Origin of the sequence: Pseudoflavonifractor sp. An44 (assembly GCF_002161675.1) — a bacterium.
In the GTDB taxonomy this organism is placed as follows: Bacteria; Bacillota; Clostridia; order Oscillospirales; family Oscillospiraceae; genus Enterenecus; species Enterenecus faecium.
Genome location: NZ_NFIH01000022.1, coordinates 23,001 through 42,299 on the forward strand (window position 1 = coordinate 23,001; position 19,299 = coordinate 42,299).

Consider the following 19,299-nt stretch of genomic DNA (forward strand, 5'->3'; position numbering starts at 1 on the left):
CCAGCCTGGGGACGCGCTCCGCTGGGCCCAATTTCTCAGCGATGAGAAATTGGGGAAAGAATCGCCAAAGGCGGGGCCTTCCCCCGCCTTGTGGAATCCACCCCGCGGTACTGGGAGCCCCTGCGCCTTTCTCTTTTCAGCCCTTGGCCCGGTGGGGTCACATAGATGGCGTGGAACTTCTATGGATAGTACCCACTTCTCTGACAAACGCTACTTCTATCGCCAGGGCCTCACTCTGATGGGCCGCTGTTCCCAGCTACCGGAAGCCTGGCCCCCAGCGGAGCGCGTCTCCCCTCGCCAGGGGAGAAAGGCTGCGCCTGAGAACTGGAAGAAGCACCAGCTTCTTCACCAAAAGGCGTGGGCCAAAGCCCACAGAGATTTTTCCATCTGTGCGCCTTGGGGGCTTGCAATCCAGGCAGGGGTATGGTATACTGCTATCGTAAGTAGGGTAGTTTAGGTAAGAGTGAGGCATCCGCCTCACTCTTTCTTTTCGGACAGAGGAAAGGAGCTGAGTGAACATGGCAAAAGTGACCGACGTGGTGGCCCAGCTGGCACAGCCCATCGTGGAGCAGGCCGGATGCACCCTGTGGGACGTGGAGTACGTCAAGGAGGCCGGAGAGTGGTTTTTGCGAGTCTACATCGACAAAGAGGGCGGTGTGGACATCAACGACTGCGAGGCGGTGTCCCGACCCCTGTCCGATCTGCTGGACGAGGCCGACCCCATCCAGGGCAGCTACACCTTTGAGGTGTCCTCTGCCGGGCTGGACCGCCCCCTGAAAAAGCCCGAGCACTTTGCCGCCTGCGCCGGACAGCAGGTGGATGTGCGCTTCTACCGCCCCGTGGACGGGCGCAAGGAGTACACCGGCGCCCTGGTGGGCTGCGATGGGGACGGCAACGTCACCGTGGATGACAAGACGTTTGAGAAAAAGGACGTGGCGCAGGTGCGTCTCCACGTCACATTTTAAAGGAGTTCATTGATATGGCCAAGAAAAAGACTGCTGCAAAGAGCATGGAGCTGGACGCCAAGGAATTCTTTGCCGCCATCTCCGACATTGAGAAGGAAAAGGGCATTCCCAAAAGTTACATGATCGACAAGATCACCCAGGCTCTGGTGGCCGCCTACAAGCGGGACCACGCCGGGATCACCGACAACGTGATCGTGGACGCCAACGAAGAGAAGTGCTCGGTGCGCATGTTTGTCAAAAAAGAAGTGGTGGAGGAAGTGACCAACCCCAACACTGAGGTTGCCATCGCCGACGCCCGCCGGGCTCTGCCCCGGGTGGCTCTGGGCGACGTGCTGCGCATTGAGATCAAGCCCAAGAACTTCGGCCGTATCGCCGCTCAGACCGCCCGCCAGGTCATCGTCCAGGGTATGCGGGAGGCGGAGCGCTCCATGATCTTCGATGCCTTCTCCGCCAAGGAGCACGAGATCATCTCCGGTGTGGTCACCCGTGTGGATGCCCGCAACGGCTCTGTGTCCGTGCGTCTGACCTCCGGGTCCGAGTTCACCGACTCCTTCCTCTCCGCCGATGAGCAGGTGCCCGGCGAGGTGGTCAAGGAGGGCGACCGCATCCGGGTGTATGTGGTGGAGGTGCGCCAGGCCAACCGTGGTCCTCAGGTGGTCATCTCCCGCACCCACCCCGGCCTGGTCAAGCGCCTGTTTGAGCTGGAAGTGCCGGAAATCTACGACGGCACCGTGCAGGTCATGTCCATCTCCCGTGAGGCAGGCAGCCGCACCAAGCTGGCCGTGTGGAGCGAGGACGAGAATGTGGACGCCATCGGCGCCTGCGTGGGCCCCAAGGGGCAGCGGGTCAACGCCGTGGTGGAAGAGCTGCGGGGCGAGAAGGTGGACATCATCAAGTACTCCGAGGACCCCGCCGAGTATGTGGCCGCCGCTCTGGCTCCCGCCGAGGTGCTCAGCGTGGTGGAGCTGGAGCCCGGCAAGCGCTGCCGTGTGGTGGTGCCTGACGACCAGCTGTCCCTGGCCATCGGCAAGGAGGGCCAGAATGCCCGCCTGGCCGCCCGCCTCACCGGCCTGAAGATCGACATCCGGCCCGCCAGCGACCCCGAGCCCGCCGAGGAGCTCATGGAGGAGACCGCGGAGGAGCCCGTGGAGGTCGTAGAGGATCAGCCGGAGCAGGCCGAGGAGCTGATGGGCGAGGAGGAGTAAGCCTCCCGCCCCACCGAACATGAATCATTGGGGGTGAAGGAGAATGCCGAAAAAAATACCCATGCGCCAGTGCCTGGGCTGCCGGGAGATGAAGCCCAAGGGCGAGCTCATTCGCGTGGTGCGCTCCCCGGAGGGGGAGATCTCCCTGGATTTTAAGGGAAAGAAGCCGGGACGAGGGGCCTATGTGTGCCCCAACCAGCAGTGTCTGGCCCGGGCCAAGAAGGCCAGGAGCCTGGAGCGGGCCTTTTCCGCCCCCATTGCCCCAGAGGTATATGAGGCCCTGGAGGAGCAGATGAAGGCGGGTGAGACGCCGTGAGCCAAAAGGCATTGAGACTGCTGGGATTGGCCCTGCGGGGCAGCAACCTGGCGGTGGGCGAGCTCCCCGTGGGGGAGGCCTGCCAGACCCACCGGGCCCGCCTGGTGCTCCACGCCGCTGATGCCGCAGAGAATACGGTACGTCGGGCTTCCCGAGAGGCCCAACGGGCGGGGGTAGAGCTGGTGGCTTTGCCCTGCACCAAGGAGGAGCTGGGGGCGGCCCTGGGCCGCAACAGCTGCGCCGTGGCGGCGCTCACCGATAAGGGGCTTGCCGCAGCGGTGGCGGCGGACCTGGCCCAGACCAACGGCGACCTGGAGCCCTTGGCCCAGGCCCTGGCAGAGTCCAGCCGTGGAAAACAAACCAAAACTGTGGGGCGTCGTCGCACCCCACGCAACGCGAACTGATGGAGGTGGCCGATTTGAGCCTTACGAAATATAGCGCCCGTGACGTGGCCAAGGATTTTGGGGTACAGCCCAAGGAGATTGTGGGTGTGCTGGCCCAGCACGGGATGAGCAATGTCTCTCCCACCAAGACCCTCACCGACAAGGAACTGACGGTGATTTTTGAGCACCTGACTCAGAACAACCAGGTGGCGTCCATTGAGAGCATCTACGCCGACGTCTACCACGAGAAGAAGCCCGCGGCTCCCGCCGCCAAGGCCCAGGGCAACCAGGCCCAGCAGGCCGCCCCTGCCAAGCAGGGCGAGAAGGAGCCTGCCAAGGCCGTCGAGCACAAGCCCCACAGCCGCACTCCCGAGAAGAAAATCGTGGACACCCGTAAGGGCGGCGGGGTGAACCTGGAGAAGTACGACCAGCGTCTGGAGGACCTGGCTCCCGATAAGGCCAACCGCATGCAGACCGGCAAGCAGAAGTTCCAGAACCGCGGCGGCAAGAACCGTGGCCAGAACTTCGGCAACAAGCGCAAGCAGGAAGAGGCGGAGAAGATGCGCCGCCTCCAGCTGGAGATCGCCAAGAAGACCCCCCTCACCGTGAAAATTCCCGACGAGATCGGGGTGGGCGAGCTGGCCAGCCGCATGAAGAAGACTGGCGCCGAGGTGGTCAAGTGCCTGATGAAGAACGGCATTATGGCCTCTCTGTCCGAGATCATCGACTACGACACCGCCGCCCTCATCGCCATGGAGCTGGGCTGCAAGGTGGAGAAGGAAGTCATTGTCACCATCGAGGAGAAGCTCATTGACGTCTCCGAGGACAAGGAAGAGGACCTGGTGCCCCGTGCCCCCGTGGTGGTGGTCATGGGCCACGTCGACCACGGCAAGACCTCTCTGCTGGACTATATCCGTCACGCCAACGTGGTCTCCGGCGAGGCCGGCGGCATTACCCAGCACATCGGCGCTTACCAGGTGGAGGTCAACGGCAAGCCCATCACCTTCCTGGACACCCCCGGCCACGAGGCCTTTACCGCCATGCGTGCCCGTGGCGCCATGGTCACCGACGTGGCCATCCTGGTGGTGGCCGCCGACGACGGCATCATGCCCCAGACCGTGGAGTCCATCAACCACGCCAAGGCCGCTGAGATTCCCATCATCGTGGCCGTCAACAAGATGGATAAGCCCACCGCCAACCCCGAGCGCATCAAGCAGCAGCTCACTGAGTACGGCCTGGTGGCCGAGGACTGGGGCGGCGACACCATCATCTGCCCCATCTCTGCCAAGACCGGTATGGGCATCGACAACCTGCTGGAGATGGTCACCCTCACCGCCGAGATGCGGGAGCTGAAGGCCAACCCCAACCGTACCGCCCACGGTACCGTCATCGAGGCCCGTCTGGACAAGGGCCGCGGCCCTGTGGCCACTCTGCTGGTGCAAAACGGTACCCTGAAGCAGGGCGACGTCATCATCGCCGGCATGGCCGTGGGCCGTGTCCGTGCCATGACCGACTACAAGGGCAACAAGGTCACCGAGGCCGGCCCCTCCGTGCCTGTGGAGATCATCGGTATGGGCGAAGTGCCCGGCGCTGGTGACGACTTCCACGCCGTGGCCGACGAGCGCATGGCCCGTGAGCTGGTGGCCCAGCGTAAGGAAGAGATGAAGAACGCCACCACCGGCCACGCCAAGCAGAAGGTGTCTCTGGAGGAGCTGTTCAGCCAGATTCAGGCCGGCGAGATGAAGGATTTGAACATCATCGTCAAGGCCGACGTCCAGGGCTCTGCCGAGGCCGTGAAGGCCAGCTTGGAGAAGCTGTCCAACGCCGAGGTGCGGGTGCGTGTCATCCACTGCGCTGTGGGTGCCATCAACGAGTCCGACGTGATGCTGGCCACCACCTCCAACGCCATCATCGTGGGCTTCAACGTGCGTCCTGACAAGAACGCCGCCGACTCCGCCCACCGCAACAACGTGGATATGCGCATGTACCGGGTCATTTACCAGGCCATCGAGGAGATCGAGGCCGCCATGAAGGGTATGCTGGCTCCCAAGTTCAAGGAAGTGGCTCTGGGCGAGGCCGAGGTGCGCCAGGTGTACAAGATCACCGGCGTGGGCATCGTGGCCGGCTGCTACGTCACCGAGGGCAAGGTGGCCCGTAACGCCCAGATTCGTCTGGTGCGCGACGGCATCGTCATCCACGAGGGCGTCATGAACTCCCTGCAGCGGTTCAAGGACTCCGTCAAGGAAGTGGCCCGTGGCTACGAGTGCGGCATCGGCATTGAAAAGTACAGCGACATCAAGGAGGGCGACATCATCGAGGCCTTCCAGATGGAGCAGGTGCAGCAGTAATTACGCTCTATTTTTGTGTGGGGGCGGGCGGCAACTCGCCTGCCCCCACATTCCATATTTCAAACTGGAAGTGGTAATATGAAGCCCAAAGTATACATTGACGGCAAACAGGGCACCACCGGCCTGCAAATCTATGACCGGCTGGCCCAGCGCAGCGACATTGAGCTGCTGCTCATCCAGGAGGACAAGCGCAAGGACGTGGAGGAGCGGAAAAAGCTTTTAAACGCCGCCGACCTGGTGTTTTTGTGCCTGCCGGACCAGGCGGCAAAGGAGGCGGTGGCCCTGGTGGACAACCCCGACACCCGCATCATTGACGCCTCCACCGCCCACCGCACCAACCCCGACTGGGACTATGGCTTTGCGGAGCTGTCCGAGAACCATCGAAACAACATCGTCCGGTCCAAGCGGGTGGCAAACCCCGGCTGCCACGCCAGCGGCTTCATCGCCTCGGTGTACCCCCTGGTGCAGCGGGGGGTGATTCCCGCCCACTTTCCCCTGACCTGTTACTCCCTCACCGGATACTCCGGCGGCGGCAAGAGCATGATCGCCGAGTATGAGCAGGAGGGACGGGAGGCATGCTATGATAGCTGCCGCATCTACGGCCTGACCTTGCAGCACAAGCACCTGCCCGAGATGCAGAAGATCTGCGGCCTGGACCGGGCCCCGGTGTTCGCCCCTGTGGTGGGAGACTACCCCCAGGGCATGGCCACCACCGTGCTGCTGCCCTGGGTGGACGCCAAACTGGCCCATGAGGCCCTGTGCGAGCACTACGCCGGGCAGGCCCTGGTGAGCGTGGCCCCCCTGGGCGGGGACGCGCCCATGATCTACTCCAATGCCCTCTCCGGCAAGGACACCATGCGTCTGGTGGTGTATGGCCACCAGGGGCAGACCGCCGTCACCGCCGTCTTTGACAACCTGGGCAAGGGTGCGTCCGGGGCCGCGGTGCAGAATATGAACCTGATGCTGGGCTTTGACGAGACCTGTGGTCTGAGCCTGTAACCAAAGGAGGAAAACACTATGGCAAGCAATCGCCTGGGACGTATCAACGAGGAGATTCAGCGGGAGCTGTCCGCTCTCATCCCCACGGTGAAGGACCCCCGGGTCACTGGCCTCATCTCTGTGACCCGTGTGGAGACCACCCCTGACCTGCACTTTGCCAAGGTCTACGTGTCCGTGCTGGACAAGACCGAGGTGGCCGGAGTGATGAAGGGGCTCAAGTCCGCCGGGGGCTACCTGCGCCGGGAACTGAGCCGGGCGCTGAACCTGCGCCACACCCCTGAGCTCATCTTCGAGCGGGACGACTCCATCGACCACGGCGCCCACATTCTGGAGATGCTCCGGGACCCCAACGTGGTCAAGCCCGCCAACCCCGCCAACGCCCACATCGTGCTGGACGAGGAGGATTGAGCATGACCCACCAGGAAGCGGCTCAGTTTCTCACCGAGCACGACAACTATCTCATTTTGACCCATAAGCGCCCCGATGGGGACACCATCGGCTGCGGCGTGGGCCTGTGCCACCTGCTGCGCAAGATGGGCAAAACCGCTTGGCTGCTCCCCTCTCTGGACGCCACCGCCCTGTTCCGGGAGTACCTGGAGGGGGTGGAGGCCCCCGAGGGGTACACCCCGGACACCGTGGTGAGCGTGGACGTGGCCACCCTGGGGCTGCTGCCCCAAAATGCCCAGCCCTATGTGGAGCGCATTGACCTGGCCATCGACCACCACCCCTCCCAGGAGTTCTTTGCAAAGGAGACCTGCCTGGAGGCGGACAAGGCCGCCTGCGGTGAGATCCTGTGGGAGATCGCCCAGGACCTGGGGGTGATGGACGAGACCATCGCCACCCCCCTCTATGTGGCCGTGTCCACCGACACCGGGTGCTTTGTCTATGCCAACACCACCCCCCACACCCACCGGGTGGCGGCGGGGCTCATGGAGCAGGGCATTGACTTCAAGCGCCTGAACAAAAAGCACTTCCGCACCAAGTCCGTGGCCCGGATGCGCCTGGAGAGCCTGCTGCTCCAGGGGCTGTACCTGTGCCACGACAATACCGTGGCGGTGGCCACCCTGTCCTTGGACGTGATGGCCAAGGCCGGAGCCACCAACGACGACACCGAGGACATCGCCGCCTTTGTGGGTCAGTTGGAGGGACTGCGCCACTCCGCCACCATCCGGGAGCTGAAGCCCGGGGAGTGCAAGATCTCCATGCGCACCAACGCCGACTACCTGGACGCCTGCGCCGTGTGCGCCCATCTGGGGGGCGGCGGACACAAGGCCGCCGCTGGCTGCACCGTCATGGGCAGCGTGGAGGAGGCCAAGGCCGCCATTTTGCAGGCCATTGACCAGGAATTAAACCGTAAGTAACCGGGGAGGAACACAGGATGCCCAACGGAATCATCATCATTGACAAGCCCCAGGACTGGACATCCATGGATGTGTGCGCCAAGCTGCGGGGCGTGCTGGGGGAGCGGCGGATTGGACACGCCGGGACCCTGGACCCCATGGCCACCGGAGTCCTCCCCGTGTTTGTGGGCCGGGCCACCCGGGCGGTGGAATTTGCCGAGCGGGGGGACAAGGAGTACGTGGCGGGGCTGAAGCTGGGCCGGGTCACCGACACCCAGGACACCAGCGGCAACACTCTGGAGGAGCACCCGGTGGAGGTAACGGCCGAGCAGGTGAAGGCTGTGCTGCCCCAGTTCACCGGGGACATTCTCCAGGTACCCCCCATGTATTCCGCCATTAAGATCAACGGCAAGAAGCTCTATGAGCTGGCCCGGAAGGGGAGAGAAGTGGAGCGGCCCGCCCGGCCCGTGACCATCCATGCCCTCACCCTGGAGGGGCAGACCGCCCCCGACGAGTTCACCATCCGGGTGAAATGCTCCAAGGGCACTTACGTGCGCACCCTGTGCCACGACATTGGAGCGGCTCTGGGCTGCGGCGGGTGCATGAGCTCTTTGCGCCGCACCATGGCCTGCGGCTTTACCCTCCAGGAGGCTCACCCCCTGGCCGAGGTGCTGGCCTGTGAGGACCCGGCGGGGCTGCTGCGGCCCATCGACTCCCTCTTTGCAGACCACCCCGCCCTCACCTTGGGCAAGCGGGGGGCAGACCGGGTGCGCCACGGCGCTCAGGTGTGCCAGCCGGAGGCTCAAGACGGCACTTACCGTATCTACGGGCCGGAGGAGGAATTCCTGGCCCTGGGACGGGTGGAGCAGGGGAAGCTCCTCATCGTCAAACGCTTTTTTCAACCCACTTGAACGGAGAGAGAACCATCATGGCAGAGAAACAACGAGTCATAGCCCTGGGCTTTTTTGACGGGGTACATCGGGGCCACGGGGCGCTGCTGCGCACGGCCCGGGAGCTGGCGGACGAGCGGGGAGCGATTGCCGCCGCCGTCACCTTCGACCACCACCCCCGGGACCTCATCCGGGGTGAGCCCACCCCCCTCATCAACACCCACCAGGAGCGGGCCGTCATTATGAAGCGGTACTACGGCACCGACGAGGTGCTGGTGCTCCCCTTTGACCGGGCCATGATGGAGATGCCCTGGCGGGAATTTGCCACCCACATCCTGTCTGAGCAGATGGGGGCCGTCCATGTGGTGGCGGGCCACGACTACCACTTCGGCTACAAGGGAGAGGGCAATGTGGACCGGTTGAGGGAGTTTTGCGGGGAGATGGGCATTGGCTGTACTATCATCCCCCCGGTACAGATGGACGGCATCACCGTCTCCTCCACCTACATCCGTGGGCTCATTGCCCAGGGGAATATGGACCGGGCCTGTGAATTTCTGGGCCACCCCCACCTCATCAGCGGCACCGTGGTCCACGGCAAGCAGCTGGGCCGCACCTTGGGCATTCCCACCGCCAATCTGGTGCTGCCCTCCAATGTGCTGGTGCCCGCCTTCGGGGTGTACGCCACCCGGGTGCATGTGGCAGGCCAGACCCACCTGGCGGTGACCAACGTGGGGGTGCGCCCCACGGTGGACGACTCCAACCAGGTCACCGTGGAGCCCTGGATTCTGGACTTTGAGGGCGACCTGTACGGCCAGACCATGGAGGTGGAGCTGCACACCCACCTGCGGGGCGAGCGGAAGTTCGACTCCCTGGAGCAGCTCCAACAGGAGATTTTCCGCAATGCAGACCAGACCCGGGCGTTCTTCGCCGGGGAAGAGGCAGAGGGATGATCGCCACGGTGGTGGTTGTGGAGATGTCGGCGGTGGGGGGGCGCCCTCATTGTGGGCATCGCCATCAACATGCTGGGGCTGGGCAGAGAGAAGATCAAGGTGGGGAATATGCTCCCCGCCATGTTCCTGCCCCTGGTGTATTTCCCTATTTCTCACGTGATCGGCAGCCTGGTGTCCTAGGCTGTCGATTTTTTGCTCTGGAAATGGGCACTATGCACAAAAACATAGGAAAAAATACCGTTTGGAATGTACAGGTAATTATAAGAAAATTCCTTGCAAATGGGCCTGGAAAGCAGTATACTGGATGGCAGGAAGCGACATTCCGGATTTTTTTGCGGCAAATTTGTTAAAAAAATAACGACAAGTCTGCCGCTCGCCTTTTGTAAAGTCGTGTTAAAAATATAACGTTCCACCGCAGTTTGATGGAAATTCGATGAAGAAAAGGTAGTCTGGATGTAAAATTTGATTGCAAGGAGGCAATCCACATGTCATTTGTGAAGTTTGAAAAGCAGGGCAATGTGGCCGTTCTGACCATCGACCGTCCCGAGGCCCTCAACGCCCTGAACTCTCAGGTCCTGTGCGACCTGGACGCCGCTATCTCCCAGGTGGAGGCCGACGACGAGGTCCGTGTTGTGGTGCTCACTGGCGCTGGCCGTTCCTTCGTGGCTGGTGCTGATATCGGCGAGATGGTGAACTTCTCCGCCATCGACGGCAAGAAGTTTGGTGTCCACGGCGGCTCCATCTTCCTGCGTCTGGAGAACCTGTCCAAGCCCGTCATCGCTGCCATCAACGGCTTCGCTCTGGGCGGCGGCTGCGAGCTGGCCATGGCCTGTGACATCCGCATTGCCTCTGAGAAGGCCAAGTTCGGCCAGCCCGAGGTGGGCCTGGGCATCACCCCCGGCTTCGGCGGCACCCAGCGTCTGCCCCGCATCGTGGGCATCTCCAAGGCTATGGAGCTGATCCTCACCGCCAAGGTCATCGGCGCTGCCGAGGCCAAGGAGATCGGCCTGGTCTCCCAGGTGTATGCTCCCGAGGAGCTGATGGACAAGGCTCTGGAGCTGGCCAACGCCATCTGCGCCAACGCCCCCATCGCCGTGTCCGAGTCCAAGCGCTGCATCCGTATGGGCATGCAGACCGACATCGCCACCGGCTCCGCTTTTGAGGCTGAGGCCTTCGGCGTGACCTGCGGCACCCAGGACAAGAACGAGGGCATGGGCGCCTTCCTGGCCAAGCGTGCCGAGAAGAACTTCCAGAACAAGTAAGGGCTCTCAAGAAAGTACCAAGTTCTTCCCCCATGCACTCGTGGGGCCCCGCAAGGCGGGGCGGCGCTAGCGCCGACAAGTGTTTTGGCCTGGGCCAAAACCTTGAAATCGACGGAATTGATTTCCGGCGATTTGAGTGAAATCATGGGGTCCCCGCACGGTGTATCACACCGGGTGGGGCGGGCATGGGCGCCTTCCTGGCCAAGCGTGCCGAGAAGAACTTCCAGAACAAGTAAGCACCTCTTGGAAGGTAAGCCCTCGGCAGAGTTTCGCCGTCCGCAGACGGCGAAAGAAAATGAAATCCGTATTTTCTGAGGACATGTGCATCAGAAAATACACTTCTCAGCCCGCAAACGTGCGAGCAAGGCGAGTGCGATGCAGCGGGCTGCAATCTCCTCGAGAAAACGCTTGCGTTTTCGAGACATAGCTGAGAAGCACTTCCAGAACAAGTAAGCTATTTCCCTTATCATATATTAAAACTGGTTATTCCAGTGAGGAGGAACTTATCATGAAGAAAGTTGTAGTCATCGGTGGCGGCACCATGGGTCTGGACATTGCCCAAGTCTTCGCTCGCAAGGGCTTTGACGTGGTGGTCCGTGACATTAAGGACGAGATCATCCAGGCTTCCGAGGCCCGTCTGAACAAGGGTCTGGACAAGCTGGTGGCCAAGGGCAAGATGGACGAGGCTGGCAAGCAGGCCATCCTGGACAAGATGTCCTTCACCACCGACCTGAACGCTGCTGCTGATGCTGACCTGGTGGTTGAGGCCGCCATTGAGAACCTGGAGATCAAGAAGTCCATCTTCGCTGAGCTGGACGCCATCTGCAAGCCCGAGACCATCCTGGCTTCCAACACCTCTTCCATCTCCATCACCGCCATCGCTGCCGCTACCAAGCGTCCCGACCGCTTCATCGGCATGCACTTCTTCAACCCCGCCACCGTCATGAAGCTGGTGGAGGTGATCCGCGGCGCCAACACCTCCGACGAGACCTACAAGGCCATCTATGACCTGTCCGTGGAGATCGGCAAGGAGCCCGTGGAGGTCAACGAGGCCCCCGGTTTCGTGGTCAACAAGATCCTGATCCCCATGATCAACGAGGCCTGCGACCTGCTGTACACCGGCGTTGCCACTGCTGAGGGCATCGACACCGCCATGAAGCTGGGCGCCAACCACCCCATGGGCCCCCTGGCTCTGGGCGACCTGGTTGGTCTGGACGTGTGCCTGGCCATCATGGACACTCTGTACAATGAGACCCACGATCCCAAGTACCGCGCCTCCCTGCTGATGCGCAAGATGGTGCGCGCTGGCCACCTGGGCCGCAAGACCGGCAAGGGCTTCTTTGACTACACCAAGAAATAATTTGCTCCCATCCGGGGGGCGGCAATGCCACCCCCCGGTCTCATACTGATAAGGAGGAAACATTCCATGGATTTCAAACTGTCCAAAGAACAAGAAATGATGCGCAAGCTGTTCCGTGAGTTTGCGGAGAACGAGGTCAAGCCTCTGGCTGCCATGGTGGACGAGGAGGAGATGTTCCCCGAGAACACCGTCAAGAAGATGGCTGAGCTGGGCATGATGGGCATCTACTTTCCCAAGAAGTACGGCGGCGCTGGCGCCGACGTGGTGAGCTACGCCATGGCCGTGGAGGAGCTGTCCAAGGTCTGCGGCACCACCGGCGTTATCGTGTCCGCTCACACCAGCCTGTGCTGCGCTCCCATCTACGAGAACGGCACCGAGGAGCAGAAGATGAAGTATCTGCCCAAGCTGTGCTCCGGTGAGTGGCTGGGCGCCTTCGGTCTGACCGAGCCCGGCGCTGGTACCGACGCTCAGGGTCAGCAGACCACCGCCGTGCTGGATGAGTCCGGTGAGAACTGGATCATCAACGGCTCCAAGATCTTCATCACCAACGCTGGCTTCGCCAACGTGTTCGTCATCTTCGCCGTCACCGGCACCGTGCTGGACAAGCGCGGCCGCAAGAGCAAGGAGATCTCCGCTTTCATCGTGGAGCGCACCGATCCCGGCTTCAAGGTTGGTAAGCACGAGAAGAAGATGGGTATCCGCGGCTCCTCCACCTGCGAGCTGATTTTCGAGGATTGCGTCATTCCCAAGGACCGTCTGCTGGGCAAGCAGGGCAAGGGCTTCGCCATCGCCATGAAGACCCTGGACGGCGGCCGTATCGGCATCGCTGCTCAGGCTCTGGGTCTGGGCGAGGGCGCCGTGGAAGAGGCCATCAATTACACCAAGGAGCGCGTGCAGTTCGGTCGCCGCATTTCCCAGTTCCAGAACACCCAGTTCCAGCTGGCTGAGATGCACACCAAGATGCAGGCCGCTCAGTTCCTGGTCTACTCCGCCGCTGCCAAGAAGCAGGCTGGCGAGAAGTACACCATGGACGCCGCCATGGCCAAGCTCTTCGCTGCTGAGGCTGCCAGCGACGTGACCCGTCGTGCCGTTCAGCTGTTCGGTGGCTACGGCTACACCCGTGATTACCCCGTGGAGCGCATGATGCGTGACGCCAAGATCACCGAGATCTACGAGGGTACTTCCGAGGTTCAGCGTATGGTTATCGCTGCCAACCTGGGCATTAAGTAATTGAGGAGGAAGAGCGCATTATGAAAATCATTGTCTGTGTCAAGCAGGTGCCCGACACCTCCGGCAAGGTTGCTGTGAAGGCTGACGGCACCATGGACCGTGCCGCTATGGCCACCATCTCCAACCCCGATGATATGAATGCTCTGGAGGCCGCCCTCCAGATCAAGGATAAGAACCCCGACACCAAGGTGGTTGTCATCTCCATGGGTCCCCCTCCCACGGAGTCCATGCTGCGTGAGTGCCTGGCTATGGGCGCTGACGAGGCCGTGCTGGTGTCTGCCCGTGAGTTCGGCGGCGCTGATACCTTTGCCACCTCCACCACTCTGACCGCTGCCATCCGCAAGATCGGCGTGGAGAAGGACGACATCGTGTTCTGTGGCCGTCAGGCCATCGACGGTGACACCGCTCAGGTCGGTCCCCAGATCGCTGAGAAGCTGGGCCTGCCCCAGGTCACCTATGTCACCGGCATCGACTACACCGACGGCCAGCTCACCGTTCGCCGCGAGCTGGAGGATGGCTACATGACCATCAAGGTGCAGACCCCCTGCCTGCTGACCTGCATCAAGGAGCTGAACACTCCCCGTTACATGCGTGTGGCTGGCATCATGGATTGCTATTCCAAGCCCTACACCGTGCTGGACTTCAACGCTCTGGTGGACGATCCCATGGTGGAGCTGGAGACTGTCGGCCTGAAGGGCTCTCCCACTCAGGTGTACAAGTCCTTCTCTCCCCCCGTCAAGGGCGCTGGCACCATGCTGGAAGGCGCCGACAAGGCCACCTGCGAGCAGCTGGTGTCCATTCTGGGCGAGAAGCACATCATTTAAGGGAAGGAGCACTGAATTATGGCTTTCAATAGTAAAGACACCGCCGCCTTCAAGGGCGTGTGGGTATTCTGCGAGCAGCGCGACGGCGTCATCCTGAGCACCGGCTACCAGCTGCTCAGCGAGGGCCGCAAGCTGGCCAACGATCTGGGCGTGGAGCTGTGCGGCGTGCTGCTGGGCCACGAGGTCAACGAGACCTACGCCAAGGCTCTGGGCGGCTACGGCGCTGACCGTGTGTACATCTGCGATCACCCCCTGCTGAAGGACTACACCACCGATGCCTACACCAAGGTCATCTGCGACCTGGTGGAGGACAAGAAGCCCGAGATCTTCCTCATCGGCGCTACCAACATCGGCCGTGACCTGGGCCCCCGTGTGGCTGCCCGTCTGAAGACCGGTCTGACCGCTGACTGCACCCACCTGGATGTGGATGTGGAGAAGTACAAGGCCTTCCTGAAGACCACCTCCACCATCGACGTGGACAACACCAAGTTCGAGGCCAACACCAACCTGAAGATGACCCGTCCCGCCTTTGGCGGCCACCTGATGGCCACCATCGTGTGCCCCGACTATCGTCCTCAGATGTCCACCGTGCGTCCCGGCGTTATGCAGACCCAGGCCTACAACGAGGAGACCGCTGCTAAGACCGTCCTGGAGAAGGTGGACGTGCAGCTGACCAAGGAAGACATCCACGTGGACCTGGTGGAGATCGTCAAGTCCGCCAAGAAGGCCGTTGACCTGATTGGCGCCGACGTGGTTGTCTCCGTGGGCCGTGGTATCAGCGCCGACCCCAAGCGTGGTCTGGAGATCGCTGAGGAGCTGGCCAACGTCCTGGGCGGCGTGGTTGGCGCTTCCCGTGCCGTGGTGGACGACGGCTACATCGGTGTGGACCACCAGGTTGGTCAGACCGGTAAGACCGTTCACCCCAAGATCTATGTGGCCCTGGGCATTTCCGGCGCCATTCAGCACGTGTCCGGCATGCAGGACGCTGAGTGCATCATCGCCGTGAACAAGAATGCCAACGCCCCCATCTTTGACGTGGCTACCTACGGCATCACCGGCGACCTGTTCAAGGTTGGCCCCATGCTGACCGAGGCCATTGCCAAGTACAAGGCGGAGAAGGCCTAAGTTGCGTGTTTTTAAGACTGGCTTCCCTTCGGGGAGGCCAGTCTTTTTCTATTTAGGCCATTTTTGGGCCTAAATAGAAAAAGACAATGAAGAATGATAAATGAAAAATGATGAATGCAGGCCCTTTTATGCAGTGCATCCCCAGACATACGCAGATGGGGCAAGCATGGGTAGGGGAGGGGCTTGCCCCTCCCAAATCTCCCAGGGCAAGGCCAGGGTAGCCACGGGCCGGGCAAGCCACGGCCCCTACGCAGCAAAACCGTTGGAAATACTAGGCATAGAGCAGGGGAAATGCTCACTTTAGCAGAATAGAAAACTACCAGTTCCGGCCCTGCGTAATTTTGGAAAAAACCTGGAATCCCTTGCACCACAACGGGTTGAGGTTGTTGAAAACTTTGTGGAAGCTGTGGATAACTCTCTGTATAGCAGTTGTAAGTGGAGGGCAACTATGGTATCATAAGGAAAATATAGGCGAATACAGGGGGAGGGGATGAGAGCATGACGGACTTCTTTAAAAACATAAGAGGTGTGGGCCCAACGGTAGACCACTTGATTGAAGGGGTAGAGCAAAAACGCATCGAATTCAGCAGCTATAAGGGTTTGGAGGATAATGCCAAAGTGACGGAGGGCATCAAACGCCTGAAACGGTGCTTTGATTTGGCAGATCAGCTGTACGATCAGACCTTGGTGCAGCGGGAGGTACTCCTTGATGCCTGTGAGCGGCTGAAACAATGGGTGGAAGAAGTCTACAAAAACACCGAGATGACCGACCGTTGTGAGCTGAACCCCTATTATCAGCTGGCCCGAGGAAATGTGCGGTTTCGTCAAGCCCTGATTTTGAATCGGTGGAAGCCCTTGCCCTATCAAATGTGTCAGGAGGCGCAAACCTGTTTTAAGAGGGCCAAAGATACGAAGGAACTCGTATGCCGTTGGCTGGCTCAGCACATGGCGGCCAAGTGTGAGCGGGAGATGGAAAAATTCCGCTATCACCACAGCAGCAGCCCGTCCTTCCAGAGAGGGGAAGGGGCGTTGAAAGCATTTGAGCGCATCGTAAAGGAGATTCCTTCCGACAACGGGGAGCTGAGGAAAATCACTCTGGATGCGGTCATCAACATGGGGCGCTGCAAGCGCAATCAGATGGAGCATCAGGAGGCCATTCCGTATTTTGCGGCGGTGTGCGCAGCGTTGGCGCCCATGTGTGGTGATGGTGAGGGGAAAGCTATCATTGCGCAACAAAAGTTGCTGGAGACGTATGGGAAAATTGATGAAAAAATCAAAGGGAAGTTCCACGTGGAAGAGAACAGCCAGCAGCCGCAGCAGCAGTGTAAGGATAAAAAAGACCCTCAATATTTGCAGGCCCTGGTGAATCTAGTGGCCTGCCTCACCGATGGACCCAGAGCTTATGCCGAGGCTCAGGAATTGGCATTGCATGTGTTAAAAAATATTCAAAAGGAAAATACAGACATGCAAAACAATCTGGGCAGGCTGTACCGCAAGAGAGGGGATTACCTCAAGGCCAAGGAAGCGCATGGAGTTGTGATGGACAACCAGAGAAGGGCCAGAAAAGAGGGGAAAAGTTACTTTGTGGACGAGACAGCTTCTCTCAACCGCTACGCCGAGCTGGAGCAGGCCAAATGCTCCATCAAACTGAAATACTTTGAACAAGCTTTGGAGCAATTGGAACGGCTGCTGAGATTCTATAATAAAGACCCGGAGGTGCTGCTGTGGAAGGGGCTGTGCTATCGGAACCAGGGACAGCTGACCCAAGCGGTGGAGGTACTGAAAGACCTGTGCGAGGCAGAGAAGGTCATTCGTCCCGGCACCGTAGGCCTCAAAGCCCGCTATGCGATGGGGACTTGTTATCTGCCGAGCGCCCCGGCCCAGGCCAAGGTTTGGTTTGAGCAAATCGTCCAGGCGGAGCCCAGCGATGTACCTGCACGGAGTGACTTTGGGTGGTGTCAGCAAATGCTGGGGGAATATCAGAAGGCCATTGAAAGCTATCAAAAGGTCCAGGAGTACAATGAGAATGGCCCCTATCAGCGAAAAGATTACTCGTGGATGTCTACGAATAACAACTTAGGACAATGCTACCTATATCCAAAGGTTAAGAATGAGAATGAAGAGGAAAGAAAGGATGAGAATGAAGAGAAAAGAAAGAATGAGAAGGAGGAGCTAGGGGTATTTGAAAAAGTTCTGAAACATGAGTCCACCAATGTGAGAGCCTTGTGTGGGGCTGCCTGCTATTTGCGCCGACTAGAGAAGAACGAAGAAGACATCGACGTAGGTTTTTTGAAACCGATAATTGGCGAGGAGAAGATCAAGTCCGAAGATCTCAGGGAGATGGCGGTGGCCTTAGCCAAAAAAGCCAGGGAAGTTGCGCCTGGCAACCCCCATGTGGAGTCCGAGTATGTGCTGTGCCTGCTCAGCAATGCGAAGCATTACAAAGATGAAAAGGTTGAAACATTGTAGTCTAAGTACCATTCCGAAAAAGGGCGCACAAACCCAAGCCCCCTAAAAGCGGGCAAAAATCGAATTTATGTTTAAAATCTAAACAGTAGGTGGAGCGGCCACCAGATAACCTTGTCTCTGGAGGATAAAAATAGCCTCGGCTACAGAAACCTCACGGTGTACGGGAGGCCGGTCGCTCTTGCGATAGAGCTCAGAGTTGTACGGCTCGTTCTTCTTGAGCATATTGTAAATGGCGGTGAGCAGCATCCTAGCAATGGCGATAATCGCCTTCTTGTGTCCGCGGCGTTTCTTGAGAGCCAGGTAACGATTCCGGACTTCTGGGAACTGCTTGGCACGAATGGCGCAGAGAGCGCATTGAACAAGCAACGGCTTGATGTAAGCTCCGGCCCGGCTGATTCTGGTGGTTTTCTTCTTTCCGGCACTCTCATTGTTCTGCGGCGTAAGCCCAGCCCATGAGCACAGGTGCTTCGAGGTGGGGAACACGGACATATCCACTCCGATTTCAGAAATAATGCCAATTGCGGCAAAGGATTGGATACCCGGCGCCGTCACAACAAGATTGAGTTGGGGAAGGTACTTCTCAGCGGTAGACAGAATCAGAGATTCCAGATTGAGCTTGCAAAGTTGGAGACTACTCATGTGGGAGCGGATGATGCGGAGCTTTTCAGCCTGTTCTTCACACATCTCTCCATCCACAGCAGAGAGCACCCGTTCGTCGGTCGCTTTCATGCCTTTGGTTCGGAAGGCAGAAATATCTGTAATTTTCTCCATTGGATGTTCCAGAATCCAGGCAGTAATTGCGGAGGCTGCTTTACCAAACACATCCGAGAACACATCGTCCAGTTTGAAATTGGAGACTGTCAAACAGTTTTGCGCCCGGTTTTTCTCACCGGTAGTAAAGTTAGTGAGTTTCCAACGATAGCGGAACAGATCTCTAAGCTGACGGATATCTGCCGGAGGGATAAAACTCCCTGAGACAAGATCGTGCTTGAAGATGTCGGCAATCCACTTGGCGTCTCGTTTGTCGGTCTTCTTGCCCCGGATGGCCTTCACATACTTAGGGTGGGCGAGTACGATGTTGCAGGTGGGTTCCAGAATGTTGTAAACAGGAATCCAATACTTCCCGGTAGATTCCATGCACACATCCTTGCAGTTGTTCTCAGAAAGCCAATCCGCACACCGTCGTAAATCCCCAGTGAAAGTGGAAAAACGTTTGCTCTTGTAGGTTGTCACACCCTGCTCACTGGTAGAAGCAATACAGGCAACGACAAAAGATTTGTGGATATCCATTCCACAGCAGATACGGTAGACGATTTTAAGCATAACACATCCCCTCGAAACAGTATTTGAGGGGAACAGGCAGGGACTGGCCGCTCACTGAAAGATTGAAGTAGTCCGTCTCTCCAAAGATAAGGTTACAGGGTACAATGCCCTACTCATCGGTGCTTGAAAGAGCGTCCGGCACACATAAATATTCAGTCCAACACAATGTTGGGCCTACTCACCTTCACGTGCTCTGTAGTGTGCCTGCTTCCTCAAGCCTATTCTAACAAATTACGACTGGCTGCGTTAGAGGTACCGGGTTTCATATTCCTTTGGTGCCTTGGAGCGCAGCGGAAAGGAATGGTCATAA

The 19,299-nt window shown here is 59.5% G+C and carries 18 protein-coding genes; 17 read left to right on the plus strand and 1 reads right to left on the minus strand.

Annotated elements, in window-relative coordinates:
* Positions 1 to 518 precede the first annotated feature (518 nt).
* The 17 genes from rimP to B5F98_RS10115 all read left to right on the plus strand — a co-directional run bounded on the left by rimP (position 519) and on the right by B5F98_RS10115 (position 17,666).
* Positions 519 to 965 (plus strand): ribosome maturation factor RimP, encoded by a 447-nt coding sequence (gene rimP, locus B5F98_RS10035; protein ID WP_087231486.1) that lies wholly within the window; start codon positions 519 to 521, stop codon positions 963 to 965.
* Positions 966 to 979: 14 nt separating this feature from the next.
* The gene (nusA, locus tag B5F98_RS10040) at positions 980 to 2,170 is read left to right on the plus strand and encodes a transcription termination factor NusA (protein WP_087231489.1); all 1,191 of its coding nucleotides are present in this window, start codon (positions 980 to 982) and stop codon (positions 2,168 to 2,170) included.
* A 43-nt stretch (positions 2,171 to 2,213) separates the two neighbouring features.
* Complete coding sequence (locus tag B5F98_RS10045) at positions 2,214 to 2,486, plus strand: YlxR family protein (protein ID WP_087231492.1); 273 nt, start codon at positions 2,214 to 2,216, stop codon at positions 2,484 to 2,486.
* Complete coding sequence (locus B5F98_RS10050) at positions 2,483 to 2,890, plus strand: hypothetical protein (RefSeq protein WP_087372108.1); 408 nt, start codon at positions 2,483 to 2,485, stop codon at positions 2,888 to 2,890. Before B5F98_RS10045 ends, B5F98_RS10050 begins: the two co-directional genes overlap by 4 nt.
* Positions 2,890 to 5,217, plus strand: a complete 2,328-nt coding sequence (infB, locus tag B5F98_RS10055; protein ID WP_087231500.1) for a translation initiation factor IF-2 — start codon at positions 2,890 to 2,892, stop codon at positions 5,215 to 5,217. Before B5F98_RS10050 ends, infB begins: the two co-directional genes overlap by 1 nt.
* A 78-nt stretch (positions 5,218 to 5,295) precedes the next feature.
* A complete protein-coding gene (gene argC, locus B5F98_RS10060; protein ID WP_087372112.1) occupies positions 5,296 to 6,216 on the plus strand; it encodes an N-acetyl-gamma-glutamyl-phosphate reductase in 921 nt (306 codons plus the stop codon).
* Positions 6,217 to 6,234: 18 nt separating this feature from the next.
* Positions 6,235 to 6,624, plus strand: a complete 390-nt coding sequence (gene rbfA, locus B5F98_RS10065) for a 30S ribosome-binding factor RbfA (RefSeq protein ID WP_087231506.1) — start codon at positions 6,235 to 6,237, stop codon at positions 6,622 to 6,624.
* Positions 6,625 to 6,626: 2 nt separating this feature from the next.
* Entirely contained in the window at positions 6,627 to 7,577 is a 951-nt protein-coding gene (locus tag B5F98_RS10070) for a DHH family phosphoesterase (RefSeq protein ID WP_087372115.1), read from the plus strand.
* Positions 7,578 to 7,594: 17 nt separating this feature from the next.
* Positions 7,595 to 8,467, plus strand: a complete 873-nt coding sequence (gene truB, locus B5F98_RS10075; RefSeq protein WP_087372117.1) for a tRNA pseudouridine(55) synthase TruB — start codon at positions 7,595 to 7,597, stop codon at positions 8,465 to 8,467.
* A gap of 17 nt (positions 8,468 to 8,484) precedes the next feature.
* The gene (locus tag B5F98_RS10080) at positions 8,485 to 9,396 is read left to right on the plus strand and encodes a bifunctional riboflavin kinase/FAD synthetase (protein ID WP_087372138.1); all 912 of its coding nucleotides are present in this window, start codon (positions 8,485 to 8,487) and stop codon (positions 9,394 to 9,396) included.
* A gap of 15 nt (positions 9,397 to 9,411) precedes the next feature.
* A complete protein-coding gene (locus tag B5F98_RS10085) occupies positions 9,412 to 9,576 on the plus strand; it encodes a DUF554 family protein (protein WP_242961652.1) in 165 nt (54 codons plus the stop codon).
* Between the two features lie 305 nt (positions 9,577 to 9,881).
* Complete coding sequence (locus tag B5F98_RS10090; RefSeq protein ID WP_087231517.1) at positions 9,882 to 10,658, plus strand: enoyl-CoA hydratase-related protein; 777 nt, start codon at positions 9,882 to 9,884, stop codon at positions 10,656 to 10,658.
* A 508-nt stretch (positions 10,659 to 11,166) separates the two neighbouring features.
* On the plus strand, positions 11,167 to 12,018 hold the full coding sequence (locus tag B5F98_RS10095) for a 3-hydroxybutyryl-CoA dehydrogenase (protein WP_087231520.1): 852 nt from the start codon (positions 11,167 to 11,169) through the stop codon (positions 12,016 to 12,018).
* 66 nt (positions 12,019 to 12,084) lie between these two features.
* Entirely contained in the window at positions 12,085 to 13,248 is a 1,164-nt protein-coding gene (locus tag B5F98_RS10100; protein ID WP_087231523.1) for an acyl-CoA dehydrogenase, read from the plus strand.
* A 20-nt stretch (positions 13,249 to 13,268) separates the two neighbouring features.
* On the plus strand, positions 13,269 to 14,072 hold the full coding sequence (locus B5F98_RS10105; RefSeq protein ID WP_087372123.1) for an electron transfer flavoprotein subunit beta/FixA family protein: 804 nt from the start codon (positions 13,269 to 13,271) through the stop codon (positions 14,070 to 14,072).
* An 18-nt stretch (positions 14,073 to 14,090) separates the two neighbouring features.
* Positions 14,091 to 15,197, plus strand: a complete 1,107-nt coding sequence (acrA, locus tag B5F98_RS10110; RefSeq protein WP_087372126.1) for an acryloyl-CoA reductase electron transfer subunit beta — start codon at positions 14,091 to 14,093, stop codon at positions 15,195 to 15,197.
* A gap of 498 nt (positions 15,198 to 15,695) precedes the next feature.
* On the plus strand, positions 15,696 to 17,666 hold the full coding sequence (locus tag B5F98_RS10115; RefSeq protein WP_087372130.1) for a tetratricopeptide repeat protein: 1,971 nt from the start codon (positions 15,696 to 15,698) through the stop codon (positions 17,664 to 17,666).
* A gap of 78 nt (positions 17,667 to 17,744) precedes the next feature.
* Here B5F98_RS10115 and B5F98_RS10120 read toward each other — a convergent pair whose 3' ends face one another.
* Positions 17,745 to 18,989 (minus strand): IS110 family transposase, encoded by a 1,245-nt coding sequence (locus tag B5F98_RS10120; protein ID WP_087372132.1) that lies wholly within the window; start codon positions 18,987 to 18,989, stop codon positions 17,745 to 17,747.
* Between the last annotated feature and the right edge of the window lie 310 nt (positions 18,990 to 19,299).